The organism is Streptomyces sp. NPDC057877, assembly GCF_042796855.1.
In the GTDB taxonomy this organism is placed as follows: Bacteria; Actinomycetota; Actinomycetes; order Streptomycetales; family Streptomycetaceae; genus Streptomyces.
On sequence record NZ_JBHVMS010000016.1, the window covers coordinates 84,582 to 103,136 of the forward strand.

The following is an 18,555-nucleotide window of genomic DNA, read 5'->3' on the forward strand; positions in this document are numbered from 1 at the left end:
GGAGGGGGCCGTCAGGCGGCCAGGGCACGTTGAGGGCACATTGGTTTTGCTGCGGGTGGTGATGTGCCCTGGGTTGCGGGCGGGCCGCCGTCGTCTTCCGCTTTCGCCGCCGACGACGACGCCAGTGCCTATGTCCTTCGCCGCAGTGTCCAGGCAACCTGGAAAGAACCCGCGCGGCATAGCGACGGTGCCGGGCTGGCGATGCTGCTGGACGTCGCGCTCACCGCGGTCACCTACGCGATGCACTGGCACCGCACCCGCCAGCACGCCCAGCAGCATCGCCAGCCCGGCACCTCCAACAGGCGGTCCCCGAAGACGCCGAACGCATCCTGGACGGCCCCGCCTGGGACGCCCTTGCCACCGTGCTCGCCGAGGCGGAAACAGCCGGACACAACCCGACCGCGATCCTCGACCGGGCCCTCAGCCAGCGCAGGCTCGACGACGCCCACAGCCCCGGACGAGCACTGACCTGGCGCATCCGCCGCCTCGGCGAAAGACACGCACCCGGTCCACGAGCCCAAGCAGCCAATGCGCACTACGTCGAGGGGCATCCTGCCGCTCCGCGCCCGCCGCAGCCTCAGGCGCGGCGGTGTTGGTCACCTCTCTGCCCGGCCGCCACCGTTTGCCCTGGGTGCCTGGTGTTTGCGGTGCTTGCCGGTGCCGGAGCCGAGCGGCTTCGGCACCGGCCCTGCGGGTGAGGGTTTGTTGGCCTCCGGGTACAGGATGGCTTTGGCGTCGGCCAGGCTGGCGGCGAACCCGTACAGCTCCCATGCATGCCCGTTCCAGCGCTCGATGGCGCGTGGTGCGTCCGGATTCAGATGCGATGCCCTGGGCCCGTCGCCGGGCACGACAGGCGCGGCGCGAAGCCGGCCGATCCTCGCGGCACGGCGTTCCGCCCAGTCCTTCAGCGGTTCGTCGTCCATCCTGGCTTCCTCGCGTCGGTGGCGGCTGTCTCAGGAAGGTAGCGCCCACTGTGGGCCGTTCGGGTTCCCGAGCCAGACGGCCTGCTGGTCGCGGGAGACGGTCACACCGAACGCCGCGGTGTTCGGTGAGCCGTATTCCTCCCAGGTGGCCACCGCCGACTCGACCGCGTCCCACAGGCGGCGGGGGCCGCCCTGCCTGACCTGCCAGCCGCCGTCCGTGGGAGCAAGGACCGCGAAGGAATCGGTAACGCTGTCCAGTAGAAACGTGCTGACCGGGCCGCCGTCGACCGCCATCGAGAAGAAGCGGGCGTCCGGCGCCGCAAGCTGCGCCATGAACGCCGACCCGGAGCTGGTGAGAAGCTCTGGCCCGCGTACGGCTTTCCGTACTGTCCCGTCGTCGGGGCCCGGCACCATGCCGAGGCTCTCCGGTGCGTCCTGCTGGCGGGCGATCATGAAGCTCGGGTCGTCCTCGCTGAACCAGCCGCTCGCGCTGTCACCGGTGACGACGAGTTTGGCCAGGCCGAGGGAGCGCATCCAGCCGCGCAGGGTGGTGAGGATGACGCCGCCCGGCCGGACCTGTTCCAGCCAGGCGGGCGGGATGCTGCGGAAGCCGCACGTGGCGATCAGCCGGTCGTACGGGGCTCCGTCGGGGTGGCCGACGCAGCCGTCCCCCACCAGCAGGTGGGGGGTATGACCGGATCCCGTGAGGGCATGGCCAGCTCGTCGGGCCACGCCCTCGTCCGTCTCGATCGAGGTCACGCTCTCGCTGCCAAGCCGATGGCACATCAGTGCGGTCGAGTAACCGGTTCCGGTTCCGATCTCCAGCACCTTCATGCCGTCCTGCACATCCAGGTCTTCGAGCATCCGGACCACGAGGCTCGGCAACGTCGACGACGAGGTCGGGATCGCATTGCTGATCGGCTTCGGGTCGGCCCAGTCGATGTCCCGACCGTCGAACTGGGTCATCCATGTCTCGTCGGTGTAGACGAGCCGGAGCCACTCCTCCTCACCGACCGTCTCCCGTGTGACCGGCTCCCAGGTGGTGACGCCCGGGGCGTGGCTCTCCCGGTAGAAACGCGGGATGAATCTGTGGCGGGGCACGGCCTCCACGGCGGCCCGCCACTGCGGCGAGCGCAGCCAGCCGTCCTTCTCCAGTTGTCGGGCGAGCCGGCGCCGGAGATCGGCTGCGGCCGTCTCGATGTCGGTTTCACTGGCCACGGAGTCCTCCTTCCAGGAGATCGGTGAGTGCGGGAGTCATCGGCAGACCGGTCGGCGGCTCCATCCATGCCCACTGCCCGGAAGGATTGCACTCGATGAAGATCCACTCACCGCGGTCGGTCAGAGCGAAGTCGAACGCCCCGAAGACGAGCCCGAAGTGCTTCAGATAGGCACGCATCGACCGCTCCACCGCGGGTGGCACGGCAAGCGGCGTGTATGTGTGAGTGCCGTAGTCCGTACGCCAGTCGAGGAGACCGGAGTCGATCCGCACGGCGAAGATCTGCTCGCCGATCACAGTCACCCGAATATCGGCAACCTTGCGCACCCGCTTCTGGAAGAGGTGCATGGTGCCGGACACGCAATCGTCGATCTCGTCGACGGTCACCTCGGTCACGGGGACGGTCTGGGCCTCGCCGTCGACCAGGTAGAGCGGAACCGAGATCGGCTTGAAGATGACGGCACCTTGCGCCTTGATGAAGGCCCGCGCGTCGTCAGGAACGTTGGTGATCAACGTCGGCGGAAGCGTGAAGCCAGCCGCCGCCGCTGCCGCGAGCCCGGCCGGCTTGTACTCGGCGTCGCCGATGCGATTGGGGTGGTTGACGTAAAGGCAGCCGGGCAGCGAGGTCAGGATGCCTCCGAGCCCGTAGCGCGCCTGGGCGACGGCAAACCGTTCGTCCTGCTTGTCGAGGTGGGGGAAGGCAAACCCGGAGGGGCGCCGGTAGTACACGGAACGCACCGCGCCCAGGTCGGCACGTCGGCTCGGGGTCCGCACGCTTCCCCGCCAGCTGTGGGTGCCGCCGATGGCGGCCGAGCACGACAGGGTGGCGGGGAAGTCACCGGAGTCGAACCGCACGACCGGGACGCCCCGGTCGTGCAGCTCGGCGATCACGAAGTCCGCGGTCGGGTCGTCGAGGTTGGTGACGACCAGGACCGGACGATCGTCGTTCGTCACCAGAGTCACTGGTCGGTGTCGTTCCCCGTGTCGCTGTCCGGGGAGTCGCTGTTGCGGTCGCCCTGGCCCGTGGTGCCGGTCGCGGGATTCGTACCGGAGGATGTGCCGTGGCCCGGGGACATGGTGGGCGCCCCGGAAGTGTCGAAGTACCGGGCGGTCTGCGTCTTCGGATCCAGCGTCACCGTCGCGTAGACGGGGCCCTCGACGGGCGGGTACGGGGCGATGCGACGGAGACCCCACGGGGCCGCCGTGAGATGCCCCTGCGGCAGCGGGCTGCCCGTGGGGAAGCGATCCATGTGGTTGAACACGGTCTTCCTTCCTGTCAGGAGTTCTGTCCTTCGGCTGACTTGCTCACCCGCACGGCATCGAGGAACACGATCTTGCTTGTGCGGGAGTCTCAGGGGCGCCGGGAAGAAGAGGCGCCGGGGCCTACGTCGAAACCGGACCGGGATTCCGCAACCCGTCCAGGACTCGTTGAAGGAGGCTGATGTCCGGTGCGCGGGCCTCGACTGCCAGTCGGCCGTCGCCGTACCAGCGGCTGAGCTGCTGCCGCCACGCGATCTCGGCACGTTGCATCTCCGCGCGGATCTCGCCGAGAGCCATTCCCGACACGACGTGCAGCCGCACAAGGTCGGCGGGAGTTATCCGGACCGACTCTGGGACAACTACCGCGCCGGCCTCGTCAGACGGACGCGTCGGGCCGAAGGCCAGCTGCACGCACGCGTCCGGGAACGGATCGCCGACCAGTTCCTCCGAGGGCAGGAGCCGTAAGGAGATACGCGAGATCAGCATGCGGCCGGCACCCGTAGCTCTGCCCAGACCAGCTTGCCCCAACGATGCAGGTCGTAGCCCCACCGCCAGCTCAGCGACTCGACCAGGAGCAGACCACGGCCGCCCTCCGAGTCGCCTTCAGGACAGCCCGGCTCCGGGGTGTCTCGGCACTTGTCAGCGACACCGATCCGCATCACTTCGGCCGTCTCGCGCCGAATCATCACACGGACCACGCGACAGGGCGTGTGGCTGACGGCGTTGCTGATCAGCTCCGAAACAATCACAGTGCCTACCTCGGCCAACTCGCCTATGCCCCAGGTGTCCAGAGCCGCGGAGACAAGCAGACGTGCGCTGCGCGCGGATTCCGGCTCGCACGGCACCGTCTCGGTGTAGCCCGGAACACCGGTCGCGGTTGGTTTGGCGGCGGTCATGGTCACGGGGTCATCCCTCCGAGGCTGGGACGCCCGCCCGGCGACGGGTACGCAGGGGCGGGCCTTCCTCCACGCCGTCGAGAGGCAGGAAGGGGAATCTCGCCCGCTCAACGGCTGGTACCGAGTCAACGGCCCTTGGCCGACGGCGAACAGGAAATGTCGCGCCCCGCCGCGCCTCCGCGAACCGGAAGACTTTACGCTCCGGTGACCTCGGGTCTGGTTCGGTCAGTGACCGCAGGGCTACGGTCGGTCCATGGGAGCGAACGCCATCCTCAAGAGTCGGATGGAGGAACTCGGGCTCACCCAGGAAGAATTGGCTGGTCGGATGAACGCTGCGCTGGCAGAGATCACCGGCAGGCCCGGTGACGTCTCCGACCGCACAATCCGCAACCTCCTCAACGGGACCTCCCGCCGCCCCATCGGACGCACGTGCGCAGCCCTGGAGCGGGTGTTCGGTTGTCTCGTCGAGGACTTAGGGTTCAGCGCACCACGCACCATGCAGCACCCCCAGGAGGACCCCGTGCGGCGTCGCACTTTCCTCATCTCAGCGACCGGAAGCGCGGCTGCCGCCGTTCCCTTGGTGGCGCAACGCCGGACCGTCGGCATGTCGGACGTGGCCCGGGTCGCTGCCGGGATGAACGCCCTTGTCGAAGCCGACGACCGCCAGGGCGGACACACGGCACTGGAGAGGGCCGCCGCCCAGGGCCGCACCAAGGTGCTGGAACTACAGCAGCGCAACGCCGGCGAACGCGTCCGCCGAGCCCTGTACTCACTGGCCGCCGAGTACACCACCATCGCCGCCTGGTCCTGCATCGACGCCCGCAATCTCGACCAGGCCCAGAGCTACCTGAACGAATCAGCGACGTACGCCGGCCTCTCCCAGGACGGCCCCACCGAAATGCGGGTCTGGGTCAACCTCTCGATGCTCGCCTACCAACGGCAGAACTGGCCCGAAGCCCTCGCCGCGGCCCAGGCCGCGCAAGCCTCATCAGCGGCTCGCCGGGACCCGTTCTTCGACTCGCTGGGCCGAGTCCGCGTCGCCCTCGCGTACGCGGCTCTCGGTGACGACCGTGCGGGCCTGCGTTCACTGGGATCAGCCCAGGACACTTTCACCAGGGTGGCCGACCGAGAGCGTCCGCGCTGGACCGCCTTCTACGGGCAGGCCGAACTTGACCACCTAGCCGCAATCGTCCAGTTCAACAGCGGACGCCACCCTCATGCCGAAGCCATGGCTCACCGGGCGCTGGCCAGGATCCCGACCGCCTTCCGGCGCAACGAGGCCCTCGCGACGGCCCAGCTCGCCCTCGCACAGCTCCACCAGGGAGAGGCCGAACAGGCCACGGCCTCAGCTACCGACGTCTTCACCATCATGGATGGCGACCCATTGCCCGGCCGTTTGCGCACGCTCATGGGCGACTTCCACCGGGGCCTGTTCGTCATGGCTCCCTCCGCCTCCTACGCACGAGACTGGGCAGACCGCATGCGAACCGAATGGAGCCGAGCGTGACCGACCTGCATCACTTCCAGCACGGAAGCCTCCCCGAGGTCTTCCGGCAGATGCTCATCGACGTACACGCCGACGCCTACGCCGACCAGATGGACGACCCCTTCCACCAGCGCTTCGCGTGGTTCGTCGACCACTGGACCGGCATGGACGGATTCTCCTGCGTGGTGGCGTACGACGAAGACGAACCGGTCGGCTTCGCCTACGGCGCCCCCCTCGCCCCCGGCCGCGAATGGTGGCGCTCCACCGCGTACGAGCCGAACAACGGCTATTCCTCCACCTACGCGGTCTCCGAAGTGATGGTGCGCCCAAATTGGCGTAAGCAGGGAATTGCCGACCGCCTGCACGAGGCGCTACTCAAGGAACGTACGGAAGACCTCGCCGTGCTGCTGGTCGACGTCACACACCCCAAGGTCCAAGCGCTCTACGAGACATGGGGATACGCCAGAGTCGGCGAGCAGCAACCGTTCGCCGACTCACCGGTGTACGCGGTCATGGTCAAAGACCTTCGGGACTGATCGCACGCGGCTGGCACTACGACAGCTAGTCCGTCGCCGACCTTACGAGGCTGGCAGCGCGTGGGGTGGCCACGCAATCACACAAGACTCGAGCACTGGACCGCCACATCTTCGATCTGGAGATCCGGTTCGGGCCTCCAAGGTGATGGTGCGCCCAAGCTGGCGTCGGCAGGGGACTGCCGACCGCCTGCACGAGGCGCTGCTCAAGGAGCGGACCGAAGACCTCGCTGTCCTCCTCGTCGACGTGACCCGCCCCAAGGTGCCGACTCCCCCGATGACGCCGTCATGGTCAAGGACCGCAGGGGCTGATCCCCCGGGGCGGGGCCTCCCAGGGCGCCCCGCCCCCTTCCGTACCGCGTTGGCCCACCGGAGGGAACCCTTCGGCATGCGGGTGTGAGCGGTGGCTCGAAGGCGTCGGTCGTGAACAGACTGAGGAACGTGTCCGTGCTCGTCGTCTGCAGCGGGGTACTCCAGCGGCGCGCGCGTCCCCCCACCTCGTCCTCAGGAAGGCACGACCCCATGGCGTTCAATCCGCTGGAGCAGCGGGGTATCCCGCTGGACCGTCAACTGCGCAGTTGGCGTGAGCTGAACGTGGACCCGATCGACCCGGACCACTGCGACCCGTACACCCGGTGCCGGATCATCACGATGAACGGGCTCGAGGTGGAGGCGATCCTGTTCAGCCACCAGCTCGCCCGGCACACCCCGGACCCCGAGGTCAAGCGGCAGCTGGCCCGCACCCGGTACATCGAGGCCCAGCAGCAGAAGGTCGTGAACTGGCTGCTGCCCGGGGTCTCGTCGGTGCTGGAGACGACCATCGCCTACGAGCAGGTCGCGGTGGACCTGACGGCGTGGGTGGCCCGCATGGAGCCCGACCCGTACCTCAAGCAGGCGTACCAGTTCGGGGTGCTGGAGGACTTCGACCACCTGTACCGGTACGCGAACCTCTACGAGATGATCGAGCACCGTAAGGCCGAGTCGATCGTCGACGGTCTGACGGAGGTCATGCCCGGTCGGCCCACGAGGTTCCACCACCGCGATCCGGTCGACAACGTGCGCGACCCGTACGCCAGGGACCGGACCGACCCGCTGTCCAAGCTGCACGCGCTGACGATCATGTCGGCCGAGCAGCAGACCATGAACTTCTACATGAACACCGGCCCCACCTACATGGAGCCGATCGCCCGCCAGCTCTACCAGGAGATCGGGCTGATCGAGGAGGAGCACGTCACGCATTACGAGTCCCTCGTGGACCCGGGTGAGACGTGGTGGGAGCAGCTGGTCAACCACGAGTACAACGAGTGCTACCTCTACTACTCCTTCATGGAGCAGGAGAGCGACCCCAAGGTCAAGGCGATCTGGGAGCTGCACCTGAACATGGAGCTGGAGCACCTGCACACCGCCTGCGACCTCATGCGCCAGCACGACGGCCGCGACCCCGCCTCGGTCCTGGCGCCCGAGCTGCCCAACGTGCTCACCTTCGAGCCGAACAAGGGCTACCTGCGCGAGCTGCTCGCCACGCAGATGGACCTCACCACGCTCGGCGCCGGGTACGTCCGCGAGGCACACGAGCGGTTCGAGCGGATGCAGGAGCAGATCCACGGCGGTGAGGCACCGCCGAGCGACCGGGTGATCACCGAGCACGACGAGATGTTCGGCCGCGAGTACCGCGTCCAGTCCGAGGGCGAGCACCCCGACCCCACCCAGCGCGAGAAGTAGGGGGCGCCATGTCCGAGCTGCACACCCCGCACGCCGGGGACGACAAGGCCAGGGACGACGACGTCGTCTCGCTGCTGATGCGCCAGCACGGGGACATCCGCAATCTCTTCGACGAGGTCGAGGCCACCGAGGGCGACGAGCGCCGCGACGCGTTCCGCCGCCTGGTGCGGCTGCTGGCCGTGCACGAGACCGCCGAGGAAGAGGTCCTGCACCCCTTCGCCCGGCGCGGCTTCCCCGGCGGCGAGCAGGTCGTGGCGGACCGTCTCGCCGAGGAGAAGGCGGCCAAGGAAGCGCTGGCCGCGCTCGACGAACTGGACGTCGACGACCCGGAGTTCATGCCCCGTCTGCTGGCACTGCGCACGGACGTCCAGGAGCACGCCCGGGCCGAGGAACGCTACGAGTTCACCCACGTCCGGCGCAGCACCGACGCCACCAACCTGGCCGCGATGGCCAGGGCCGTCAAGGCCGCCGAGGCGATGGCACCCACCCGGCCGCACCCGGGCGTCGAGTCCGGGGCGAAGAACATGGCCCTCGGACCCGTCGCCGCGCTCATGGACCGCACCAAGGACGCCGTGCGCAAGGCCATGGGCAAGTAGGCGCCCGGCAGACGCCAGGTAGCCACCGCTCGCGCCGCGGTCGGCGGGGCTCGCCCGCCGACCGGCCGCCGTCAGCAGCCGCCCGAGGAGGACGGCGCCCCGATGCCGATCTGGAGGGTGGCCGGAGCGGCGCAGCACCCTCCGGCGCCCTCCCCCGACCGCCCCGCGTCGGGCTCGTCGTACAGGCCCGCGCCCCCGCACACCCCGGTCTCCGGCAGCGTCAGCTCGACGCGCTCCGCGGCCTCGCGGTCCCCGGCGAGGGCGGCGGAGATGGAGCGGACCTGCTCGTAGCCGGTCAGGGCGAGGAAGGTGGGGGCGCGGCCGTAGGACTTCATGCCGGTCAGGTAGATGTCCTGTTCCGGGTGGGAGAGTTCGGCCACGCCGTGGGGGTACACCGTGCCGCAGGAGTGGACGTTGGGGTCGATGAGCGGGGCCAGGGCGGTCGGGGCCTGGAGGCGTTCGTCGAGGCCGAGGCGGATCTCGGAGAGGAAGGACAGGTCGGGGCGGAAGCCGGTGAGGACGATGATCTCGTCGACCGGGTCGAGGCGGCGGCCGTCCTCCGAGCCCAGGACCAGGCGGTCGCCGTCGCGCTCCACGGACGAGGTACGGAAGCCGGTCACCGCGCTCGCGTGGCCGTCCGTCACGGCGGTCCTGGCGCGCAGGCCCAGGGCGCCGCGGGCGGGCAGTTGGTCGGCCTCACCGCCGCCGAAGGTGTTCGCGCCGATGCTCCGGCGCAGGATCCAGACCGCGTGGGTGCCGTCCTCCCCCTCGGCCAGGTCGGCGAGACCGGCCAGCGCCGTGAACGCCGAGGCGCCGGAGCCGATGACGGCGGTGCGCTTGCCCGCGTAACGGGCGCGGACCGCCGGGTCCTTGAGGTCCGGGACGCGGTACGAGACACGCTCGGCCGCCGCCCTCTCGCCCAGGGCGGGCAGGCCGTCCGCGCCCATCGGGCTGGGGGCGGACCACGTGCCGGACGCGTCGATGACCGCCCGGGCCGTGATGCGCTCCCCGGCGTCGGCCGACTCGGTGTGCACGGTGAACGGCTCCTCGTCGCGCCCCGCGTCCACGATCCGGTCACGGCCCGCACGCGCCACGCCGGTCACCCTGACCCCGTAGCGGACCCGGTCGCCCAGCGCGTCGGCCAGCGGCTGGAGGTAGCGCTCGGCCCAGTCGCCGCCGGTCGGGTAGGCGGTGCCCTCGGGGCGGGTCCAGCCGGTGGGGGCGAGGAGCTTCTCGGCGGCCGGGTCGATGACCTCGGCCCAGGGGGAGAACAGCCGGACGTGCGCCCAGTCGCGTACGGCGGTGCCCGCGGTGGGACCGGCCTCCAGGACCAGCGGTTCGAGGCCGCGCTCGACGAGGTGGGCGGCGGCGGCCAGGCCGACCGGCCCGGCTCCGATGACCACTACGGGCAGGTGGTCGGCGGTGGTGGACACGGCCACGGGGTCCCCTTTGTTTTGACGTTCGTCGATGACTGACTGCACCGCCAGGCTGACACCCGAGTCGATGGTTGTCAATATAGACGTTCATCGAAGTTAGTACCCGTCGGCCACCGTCACGTGGCGGTCCGCGCCCGGCTTCTCCAGCTCGTCCAGCACCGCTACCGCCAAGTCCTCCGCGCTGATCCATGACCGCCCGTCCGTGGCCGTGAGCAGGGTGTCCGTGCCCCGCCGGTAGCGGCCCGTCCGCGCGCCGGGCTGGAGGATGGCCGGTGGGCTCAAGTAGACCCAGTCCGCACAGGCGTGCGCCTCGCACGTGCGCAGCTGGGCCACCCCCGCAGCCGCCACCGGCCGTACGTCGGCGGGTACGTACGCCGGGTTGTCCGCCACCAGCAGATCCCGCTCCCCCGGGCTGCGCAACGCGCCCGCGCCGCCGATCACCAGGACGCGGATGCCCAGCTCCGCCGCGCTGTCCAGCACCGTGCGGGTCGCGTCGACGAGGAACCCCTCGTCGGCCGGGAAGGTCCGTACCGTCAGGACCACGGCGTCCACCGAGGCCGACAGCGCCTCGCGCACGGCGTGGGCGTCCGTGACGTCCAGCGCGATCGGGGTCGCGTGCCCGTCCTCGTCCGCGGGCCTGCGGGAGAGGGCCAGCACCCTGTGCCCGCGGGCAGCCGCCTCCCTGGTCACCCGGCTGCCGACCATTCCCGTGGCGCCCAGTACGGCCACCGTCATGCCCGTCCTCATGTCGTCTCCCTCGTCCGTGTTCCGATCCGTCCCGGTCCGTCCAGCTGCGCCGCCAGCAAGGCGCCCAGCGCCAGCACGAACCCCAGGCTCTGCGACGCGCTCAGCGACTCCCCCAGGCCGAGCCCGATCGCCGCCGCCACCAGCGGGGACAGCAGCACCAGCGGCGCCGACGCGCCCACCGGCAGCTTGCCGATCCCGCGGAACCACAGCGTGTACGCGATCAGGCCGCCCATGCTGCCGAGCCACAGGTAGCCGCCCACCGCCCCGGCGTCGATCCGCTCCGGCGTCCCCTCGAACGCGAGGGTGAGGGGGAGCAACAGCAGTCCGCCCGCCGTCAGTTGCCAGCCCGCCAGGGTCAGCGGGCCGACCCCCGGTGGGCGTCCCCAGCGCTTCGTGAGGACGACCCCGGCCGCCATGGTCGCCGTATGCCCGAGGCCCGCCAGCACCCCGATCGCGTCCAGCCGGGCCTGCGGCCCGAGCACGACGAGTCCGACGCCGAGGACGCCGAGCACCCCCCAGGCCAGCCGCCAGCCCGTCGGCCGGTCGTGGAGCAGCCCGAGGGCCAGGCCCGCCACGAGCAGCGGTTGGGCGGCGCTGAGGGTGGCGGCGACTCCGCCGGGGAGGCGTTCGGCCGACAGGAAGAGGAGGGGGAGGGCTCCTATGTTGAGTACGCCGAGAATCGCCGCCTTCCCCCACCAGTCGCCCTTCGGGAGCACCCGCGCGATGACCAGCGCGAGCAGTCCCGCGGGCAGGGCGCGCAGCAGACCGGCGAACATCGGGTGGCCGGGCGGCAGGTACTGCGTGGTGACGAAGTACGTGGTGCCCCAGGAGGCGGGTGCGAGCGCGGTCAGTGCGACGGTCGCCGCCGCCTGGCGTGTGGAGTGCATGCGGGGAAGTCTCGGCCGAGACGGTCATGAATCCAAAGCATGCTTGTCATCGCAGCCATGAGGCAGAATCATGGCTGCCGTGGATCTCCAGCAACTCCGCTACGTCGTCGCCCTCGCCGAGACCCGTAACTTCACCCGCGCCGCCGAGCGCTGCTCCGTGGTGCAGTCGTCGCTCAGTCATCGCATCGCGGGGCTGGAACGGGAGCTGGGCGTCAAGCTGTTCGCGCGGTCCAGCCGTCGCGTCGAGCTGACCAGCGCCGGAGCGGCGTTCCTCGTGGGGGCGCGCGAGTGTCTGGCCGCCGCCGAGCGGGCGGCCGTCGACGCCGCCGCCGCGACCGGGGTGGTACGGGGTCGGCTCGCGGTCGGTGTGATCGTGACCGCCGCCGCCGTCGACGTACCGGAGTTGCTGCGGCGGTACCGGGCGCAGCATCCGGAGGTGCGGGTCGTGCTGCGTACCGGGCGGAGTGACGATCTGGTGCGGGACATTCGGCGCGGTGAGCTGGACATCGCGTTTCTGGGGCTGCCGGAGGGGGCGCCGCCGTCCGGGGTGGAGAGTCTCGTTCTCGATCAGGACGAGCATGTGCTGGTGGTGCCGGTCGGGCATGCGCTGGCGGGGGCGCGGCGGGTGGGGTTGCCCGAGATCGCTGACGAGACGTTCGTGGACTTCGTGGCCGGGACGCCCGCTCGGGCCCAGTCCGATCAGGCGTTCGCCGCGGCGGGGCTCGTTCGTGACGTGGCGTACGAGGTGGGGGTCGTCGAGCTGATCGTCCGGCTGATCGCGCGCGGGCTGGGCGTCGGGCTGCTGCCGTCGGCGTTCGTCCGGCCGCTGGTCGCGGCGGATCCGGCGCTGGCGCTGGTGCCGGTGGTCGACGGGCCGCGGCGCGTCGAGCATCTGGCGTGGAGCCGCTTCAATCCGGGTCCGGCCACCCGGGCGATGCTCGAGGTGCTCGGGGTTCGAGCACCGGCCTGATGCGAGTGCCGGTAGGTGTGTCAACATAGACGCATGTCTAATCCGAAGGTGCTGCCGCTGCTCCAGCCCGACTCGGACACCGTCGCGCCGTGCTGCCCGCCCCTCACCGAGCGGCCCTTCACCGCCGAGGAGGCCGAGACGGCCGCGCGGATGTTCAAGGCGCTGGGCGACCCCGTACGGCTGCGGCTGTTCTCCGCGGTCGCCTCCCACGAGGGCGGTGAGGCGTGCGTGTGCGACATCTCCGACGTGGGGGTGTCCCAGCCGACCGTCTCCCACCATCTGAAGAAGCTGAAGGAGGCCGGGCTGCTCACCTCCGAGCGGCGCGGCACCTGGGTCTACTACCGGGTCGAGCCCTCCGTCCTCGCCGCGATGGGCAACCTGCTGATCAGCGCGCCCGCCGCTGCCTGAGCCACAGGACAGAGGACCAGCGTGCCCAGCAGCCCGACCCGTGTGACCCTGGCCCCGCTGACGGCCGCCCACGCCGACGAGGTGCTGGCGATCTACCAGGCCGGTATCGACGAGGGCAACGCCACCTTCGAGACGACGGCGCCGACCTGGCAGGCGTTCGACGCCGCGAAGCTGCCCGAGCACCGGTTCGTCGCCCTCGACGAGCGCGGCGCCGTGCTCGGCTGGGTCGCCGTCAGCTCGGTGTCCGACCGGTGCGCGTACTCCGGGGTCGTCGAGCACTCGGTGTACGTCCGTCCCGACGCCCGGGGGCGCGGGGTGGCCTCCGCGCTGCTCGCGGCGCTCACCGACTCGACCGACCGGGCCGGGATCTGGACCGTCCAGTCCGGCATCTTCCCCGAGAACGCCGCCAGCCTCGCCGTGCACCGGCGCGCGGGCTTCCGCGTCATCGGCACCCGCGAGCGCATCGGCCGCCATCACGGGCGGTGGCGGGACGTCGTCCTGCTGGAGCGTCGTAGCGGGGTCATCGGCTGACCACGCCGCGCGCCCCTCTCGCCTACGGCGTCACCACCGCGAAGTCCGGATCCGGCGCCCCGAGGTAGCCCAGCAGCCCGGTCAGCGCGCCGATGTCGCCCGTCACCTTGACGTCCTCCCGCGCCGCCAGGTCGGACGGGGTGACGCCGCCGAGGAGTACGGCCCGCAGGTCCGCCTCCGTGAGCGTGATCTCGGCATCCGGCTCGGCGGCGGCCGGACCGCTGCCCAGCACATGGGTGAGCACGCCGTTGCACAGCCGCAGGGTGATCCGCTCGCCGCCGGGCAGCAGGAAGCGCACGGCGATGTCCGCGTCCCAGGCGCGCGGCCCGTCCACCCGGATCGCGAGGGAGTCGAAGACCTGCTCGAGGGTCAGCGCGGCGAGCAGGTCGGGCGCGACCGTGGAGGTGGGGGTGCCGACGGAGCCGTGGCGCAGCTCCAGCGCGCCCATGAGGTAGAAGTTGCGCCAGGTGCCGTTCTCGCTGCCGTATCCGAGCTGCTCCAGGGCGTCGGCCTGCAGCTCGCGGGCCTCGGCGTGGTCCGGGTCGGCGAAGAGGACGTGGTGGACGACCTGGGCGACCCACCGGAAGTCGCCGTCGGCGAAGGACTGCCGGGCGCGGCGCACCACCGCGTCGGCACCGCCCATGTACGCCACGTACCGCCGGGCGGACTCGACGGGCGGGTGCTCCCACAGATGGGCGGGGTTGCCGTCGAACCAGCCCAGGTACCGCTGGTAGACCGCCTTGGTGTTGTGGCTGACGGAGCCGTAGTAGCCGTGGGTGTGCCAGGCCCGCTCCAGGGCCGGGGGCAGCTCGATCGTCTCGGCGATCTCGGCGGCCGTGCGGCCCTGGTTGAGCAGGCGCAGGGTCTGGTCGTGGAGGTAGCCGTACAGGTCGCGCTGTTCGGACAGGAACCGCAGCACGCGGTCGCGGCCCCAGACCGGCCAGTGGTGGGAGGCGAAGGCGAGGGAGGTGAAGTCGCCGAAGAGGTCGATGGCCTCGGTGAGGTAGCGGGACCAGACGCGGGGGTCGCGGACCTGGGCGCCTCTGAGGGTCAGCAGGTTGTGCAGGTTGTGGGTGGCGTTCTCGGCCATGCACAGCGCCGCGCGCTCGGGGAAGTGGACGTTCAGCTCGGCCGGGGCCTCGGTGCCGGGGGTGAGCTGGAAGACCATCCGGATGCCGTCCACCCGCTCGGTCTGTCCGGTGCGGGTGATGTCGGCCGTCGGCGGGATCAGGCCGACCGCGCCGGTGGAGGTGGTCTGGCCGAGGCCCGCGCCGATCTGGCCGCGCTCGCCCTTCGGCAGGGCGGCGCCGTACATGTAGGCGGCGCGGCGGTTCATCGCCGTACCGGCGTAGACGTTCTCGCTGACGGCGTGTTCCAGGAAGCCGCGCGGGGCGAGGACGGGCACCCCGGCGGCCACGTCCTCGTCGGTGACGACCCCGCGTACGCCGCCGAAGTGGTCGGCGTGGCTGTGGGTGTAGAGGACGCCGGTGACGGGCCGGTCGCCGCGGTGGGCGCGGTACAGGGCGAGGGCCGCGGCGGCCGTCTCGGCGCACAGCAGGGGGTCGATGACGAAGACGCCGCGTTCGCCCTCGACGAGGGTCATGTTCGACAGGTCGAAGCCGCGGACCTGGTAGATGCCGTCCGTCACCTCGAACAGGCCGTGGTCGGAGCAGAGTCGGCTCTGCCGCCACAGGCTCGGGTTGGCGGTGTCCGGGCACTCCTGGGCGAGGAAGCCGTAGGCGTCCAGGTCCCAGACCGTACGTCCCTCGGTGTCGCGGATGACGCTGTCGGGGGCCGTGCCCATGAAGCCGCGCCGGGCGTCGGCCAGGTCCTGGGTGTCGTCGAAGGGGAACCGGTGCCGCACGGCCCGGTTGGCCGCCGTGACGGCGGGCTCGGCGGGCTTGGCGGACTCGGCGGACCCAGCGGGCCCAGCGGACCCAGCGGGCTCGGCGGACTCAGCGGACCCTGCGGGCTCGGCGGACTCAGCGGACCCAGCGGACCCAGCGGACCCAGCGGACCCAGCGGGCCCAGCGGACCCAGCGGGCTCAGCGGGCTCAGCGGGCTCGGCGGACCCAGCGGGCTCGGCTGCGATGTTGCGGTCCATCTTGCGGCTCCCTCGGTGTCCCTCGTACTCCCCGCCACACTCGCCCGGCCCCGGCGCCCGCACGACCCCGCATGGGCCATCCGGCCGACGCGGCCCGGTGACAGTGCGTGACGCAGATCACATCTTCACCGCTGATCACTCACGGCTACACCCCGCCTCCACAATCACCTCCCCACGGCCGTAAACCTGTTGGCCGAAAAACGCCGCCCCCGCCCGTCACACCCACCAGCCCCCTATTGGCATAGACCTCAAATCGAGCACTTGAGCGAGTGGCCGGGGAAGACCGGTCGCCCCGCCGGAGACGCCGAGAAGTACTGATGTCGCCTGCATCCATGCATAGCCCATTAATCCGGATGAGCCCCTGAGCCCTCCGTAACCACCGCCGCTCACCTGCGAATTGACCGGCGGAAATTCCCTTCCTTCGCGGTGATCCAAGCGCTTACGTTCTTGAAGGCCGCGAGGCGCGGGGGGCACCCAGGCCGAGACCCTTCGCCTCCCCCTCCCTGGCCTCACCCCTCCCCTGCTCGATCGCACACCCATGCCCCAGCACACGAAGGAGGGCCTTGATGGCCGACGAGATGGTGCTCAGAGCCCAGCGATTCGTGAACCAGGTCTACGGCAGCAGGATCGGCATGACCGTCACCGAGGACGGGCGCACGGGCTGGAACACCATGTACGCCCTGACCCGTGCCCTCCAGTGGGAACTCGGCATCAGCGCGCTGTCGAACAGCTTCGGCCCGACCACCCTGTCCACGCTGAAGTCGAAGTACCCGAGCCTCAACGCCTCCACCGTGCCCTCCGGCGACTTCTGCCGGATCATCCAGTCCGCGCTCTACTGCAAGGGCTACGACGGCGACGGCATCGAGGGCGTCTACACCGACCGCGTCGCCGCGGCCGTGGCGTCCCTGAAGGCCAACATGGGCGTCAGCGGCGCCTATCCGGGCAGCAGCCTGGAACCCAAGGTGTTCAAGGGCCTGTTGAACATGGACGCGTACGTCACCGTCCTCAACGGGTCCGACACGATCCGCGAGATCCAGCAGTGGCTGAACGGCCGGTACGTCAACCGCGCCGACTTCTACATCATCCCCTGCGACGGCCACCACTCCCGTGACGTCGCCAAGTCGCTGCTGCTGGCCATCCAGTACGAACTGGGCATGGCGGACGGCGTCGCCAACGGCGTCTTCGGCCCCGGCACCCAGTCCGGCCTGCGCAACCACACCGTGGGCGTCGGCACCACCGGCACCTGGTCGCTGCTGTTCACCGCGGCCATGATCCTCAACAAGCGCAGCGTGCCGTTCGGGAACTTCACCTCCGCCGTCCTGGACGGGGTCCGCACCTTCCAGTCCTTCGCCAAGCTCCCCGTCACCGGCCTCGGCGACTTCCAGACCTGGGCGTCCCTGCTGGTCTCCTACGGCGACCAGACCCGCGCCGGTGAGGCGTGCGACGGCGTCACCAAGATCACCCCGGCGCGGGCGCAGGCGCTGAAGGACGCGGGGTACAAGTACATCGGCCGCTACCTCTACAACCCGTCGACCACGTCACTGCCCGAGAAGGAGATCCAGCCGGGCGAGCTGGCGACGATCAAGCAGTACGGGCTGCGCTGCTTCCCGATCTACCAGACCTGGGCCCGGTCGGTGGACTACTACAGCCCCGGCCAGGGGGTCCTGGACTGCGCCAACGCCACGTACAAGGCGGAGGAGCACGGCTTCAGGTCCGGTACGCGGATCTACTTCGCGGTCGACTACGACGCCGTCGACGACGAGGTGACCTCGCACATCCTGCCGTACTTCCAGAGCATCAAGCAGCAGATGGACCGGACCGGCAGCGGCTACCGGATCGGCATCTACGGGCCCCGCAACGTCTGTTCGCGGGTCTCCGCCGCCGGGTACGCCGACGCCAGCTTCGTGTCCGACATGTCCTCCGGGTTCTCCGGGAACCTCGGCTACACGCTGCCGGAGAACTGGGCGTTCGACCAGATCGCCACCAAGACGGTCGGCTCGGGGACCGGGGCCATCGAGATCGACAACAACATCGCCTCCGGCCGCGACACCGGGCAGGGCGACTTCGCCGCGGCCCCGGCCCTGAAGCAGGACATCTACTTCAACCGCGACTACCTGCCCGCCCTGGCGGCGGAAGCGACCGAGTACATGAAGTCCATCGGGCGCGGTGAGACGGCGACCAGCATCTACACCCGGCTGGAGTGCCTCAACGCGATCATGGACGAGGACGACGTCATCACGGCGACGGCCCGTCGGTACCGGATGCGCAAGGCGCTCATCCAGACCACGGCCTTCTGGGAGTTCTGCCACTACGGCAACGAGGACGCCAACATCGACGGCGGCGTGGGCCTCTACTACACCGGCGTCCTCCCCGACTGGGCCCAGCACTTCCCGTACGTCGAACGCGCCCAGGACTCCAGCACCGGCATCGGCCAGATCCAGGGCCGCGTCGGCATCCTCGCCTGGAACCACTGCATCAACGCCGGTCTCGTCGACGGCGAGATCCTCGACCCCTACGACGTACGCCCCGACCCGGACGCCGACCGCTACAGGATGTGGATACGGCTGCTCACGGACAACTCCTTCAGCGCCCGCACCGTCGGCCTGGTCCACATCTGGGGCGCCGACGGCAAGCCCGGCGACGCGGAGGAGACCCCGATCCGCCGCCCCGCGCTCGACTACGACGACACCGAGATCTACGAGGTCCTGCGCCGCTACCAGGGCCCGGCGGAACCGGCGTTCAGCGACGCGACCCTGCGGATGCCGCTGTACGCGATCTTCGAGAAGTACAACCGCGTCGTCCGCGAGGCCTGAACCAGGCCCGAGCCAGCCCCGGCGATC

18 protein-coding genes and 1 pseudogene are annotated in these 18,555 nt (G+C 70.4%); 9 read left to right on the forward strand and 10 right to left on the reverse strand.

Translation table 11 applies throughout. The features are described 5' to 3' along the window. Positions 1-108: 108 nt before the first annotated feature. A pseudogene (locus ACFVQG_RS36690) lies at positions 109-590 on the forward strand (mobilization protein); the annotation flags it as partial. A 6-nt stretch (positions 591-596) separates the two neighbouring features. Here the strand turns inward: ACFVQG_RS36690 and ACFVQG_RS36695 are convergent. The 6 genes from ACFVQG_RS36695 to ACFVQG_RS36720 all read right to left on the reverse strand — a co-directional run bounded on the left by ACFVQG_RS36695 (position 597) and on the right by ACFVQG_RS36720 (position 4,295). Continuing rightward, positions 597-923, reverse strand: coding sequence for a DUF6087 family protein (locus ACFVQG_RS36695; protein ID WP_383392425.1), 327 nt, complete (start codon positions 921-923; stop codon positions 597-599). Between the two features lie 30 nt (positions 924-953). Further along, entirely contained in the window at positions 954-2,141 is a 1,188-nt protein-coding gene (gene tgmC / locus ACFVQG_RS36700) for an ATP-grasp peptide maturase system methyltransferase (protein ID WP_383392428.1), read from the reverse strand. Then, entirely contained in the window at positions 2,131-3,102 is a 972-nt protein-coding gene (gene tgmB / locus ACFVQG_RS36705; RefSeq protein ID WP_383392431.1) for an ATP-grasp ribosomal peptide maturase, read from the reverse strand. The genes tgmC and tgmB overlap by 11 nt, the downstream gene beginning before the upstream one ends. After that, positions 3,099-3,401 (reverse strand): putative ATP-grasp-modified RiPP, encoded by a 303-nt coding sequence (tgmA, locus tag ACFVQG_RS36710; RefSeq protein ID WP_190901747.1) that lies wholly within the window; start codon positions 3,399-3,401, stop codon positions 3,099-3,101. Before tgmA ends, tgmB begins: the two co-directional genes overlap by 4 nt. 121 nt (positions 3,402-3,522) lie before the next feature. Next, the gene (locus ACFVQG_RS36715; RefSeq protein ID WP_383392434.1) at positions 3,523-3,885 is read right to left on the reverse strand and encodes a hypothetical protein; all 363 of its coding nucleotides are present in this window, start codon (positions 3,883-3,885) and stop codon (positions 3,523-3,525) included. Next, positions 3,879-4,295 carry an ATP-binding protein gene (locus ACFVQG_RS36720; RefSeq protein ID WP_383392559.1) on the reverse strand — a complete coding sequence of 139 codons (417 nt, stop codon included), beginning with the start codon at positions 4,293-4,295 and terminating at the stop codon, positions 3,879-3,881. The genes ACFVQG_RS36715 and ACFVQG_RS36720 overlap by 7 nt, the downstream gene beginning before the upstream one ends. Positions 4,296-4,548: 253 nt before the next feature. Between ACFVQG_RS36720 and ACFVQG_RS36725 the strand changes: the two genes are divergently transcribed. The 4 genes from ACFVQG_RS36725 (at position 4,549) to ACFVQG_RS36740 (ending at position 8,632) form a co-directional block, all read left to right on the forward strand. Beyond that, entirely contained in the window at positions 4,549-5,802 is a 1,254-nt protein-coding gene (locus ACFVQG_RS36725; RefSeq protein WP_383392436.1) for an XRE family transcriptional regulator, read from the forward strand. Next, positions 5,787-6,317, forward strand: coding sequence for a GNAT family N-acetyltransferase (locus ACFVQG_RS36730; RefSeq protein ID WP_383392439.1), 531 nt, complete (start codon positions 5,787-5,789; stop codon positions 6,315-6,317). Before ACFVQG_RS36725 ends, ACFVQG_RS36730 begins: the two co-directional genes overlap by 16 nt. 519 nt (positions 6,318-6,836) lie before the next feature. Continuing rightward, positions 6,837-8,036 carry a hypothetical protein gene (locus ACFVQG_RS36735; protein ID WP_383392442.1) on the forward strand — a complete coding sequence of 400 codons (1,200 nt, stop codon included), beginning with the start codon at positions 6,837-6,839 and terminating at the stop codon, positions 8,034-8,036. An 8-nt stretch (positions 8,037-8,044) separates the two neighbouring features. Beyond that, complete coding sequence (locus tag ACFVQG_RS36740) at positions 8,045-8,632, forward strand: hemerythrin domain-containing protein (protein ID WP_383392445.1); 588 nt, start codon at positions 8,045-8,047, stop codon at positions 8,630-8,632. 71 nt (positions 8,633-8,703) lie between these two features. Here the strand turns inward: ACFVQG_RS36740 and ACFVQG_RS36745 are convergent, their stop codons facing one another. The 3 genes from ACFVQG_RS36745 to ACFVQG_RS36755 form a co-directional block, all read right to left on the reverse strand. Then, on the reverse strand, positions 8,704-10,071 hold the full coding sequence (locus ACFVQG_RS36745; RefSeq protein WP_383392448.1) for an FAD-dependent oxidoreductase: 1,368 nt from the start codon (positions 10,069-10,071) through the stop codon (positions 8,704-8,706). 93 nt (positions 10,072-10,164) lie between these two features. Beyond that, positions 10,165-10,815: an NAD(P)-dependent oxidoreductase gene (locus ACFVQG_RS36750; RefSeq protein WP_383392451.1), complete on the reverse strand. Its 651-nt coding sequence runs from the start codon at positions 10,813-10,815 to the stop codon at positions 10,165-10,167. Continuing rightward, positions 10,812-11,702 (reverse strand): EamA family transporter, encoded by an 891-nt coding sequence (locus tag ACFVQG_RS36755; RefSeq protein WP_383392454.1) that lies wholly within the window; start codon positions 11,700-11,702, stop codon positions 10,812-10,814. The genes ACFVQG_RS36750 and ACFVQG_RS36755 overlap by 4 nt, the downstream gene beginning before the upstream one ends. A 79-nt stretch (positions 11,703-11,781) precedes the next feature. Here ACFVQG_RS36755 and ACFVQG_RS36760 point away from each other — a divergent pair, with 79 nt between their 5' ends. Genes ACFVQG_RS36760 through ACFVQG_RS36770 form a run of 3 tightly spaced genes read left to right on the forward strand, consistent with a single transcriptional unit; the run spans position 11,782 to position 13,611 of the window. Beyond that, positions 11,782-12,672, forward strand: a complete 891-nt coding sequence (locus ACFVQG_RS36760; protein ID WP_383392561.1) for a LysR family transcriptional regulator — start codon at positions 11,782-11,784, stop codon at positions 12,670-12,672. A 33-nt stretch (positions 12,673-12,705) separates the two neighbouring features. Next, a complete protein-coding gene (locus ACFVQG_RS36765) occupies positions 12,706-13,080 on the forward strand; it encodes an ArsR/SmtB family transcription factor (protein ID WP_383392456.1) in 375 nt (124 codons plus the stop codon). 21 nt (positions 13,081-13,101) lie between these two features. Beyond that, on the forward strand, positions 13,102-13,611 hold the full coding sequence (locus ACFVQG_RS36770) for a GNAT family N-acetyltransferase (RefSeq protein ID WP_383392459.1): 510 nt from the start codon (positions 13,102-13,104) through the stop codon (positions 13,609-13,611). Positions 13,612-13,633: 22 nt separating this feature from the next. On the opposite strand, the gene ACFVQG_RS36775 is transcribed toward ACFVQG_RS36770, so the two are convergent. Further along, positions 13,634-15,415 (reverse strand): alkyl/aryl-sulfatase, encoded by a 1,782-nt coding sequence (locus ACFVQG_RS36775; protein WP_383392563.1) that lies wholly within the window; start codon positions 15,413-15,415, stop codon positions 13,634-13,636. Between the two features lie 866 nt (positions 15,416-16,281). Between ACFVQG_RS36775 and ACFVQG_RS36780 the strand changes: the two genes are divergently transcribed. After that, positions 16,282-18,528 (forward strand): glycoside hydrolase domain-containing protein, encoded by a 2,247-nt coding sequence (locus ACFVQG_RS36780; RefSeq protein WP_383392462.1) that lies wholly within the window; start codon positions 16,282-16,284, stop codon positions 18,526-18,528. Positions 18,529-18,555 lie beyond the last annotated feature (27 nt).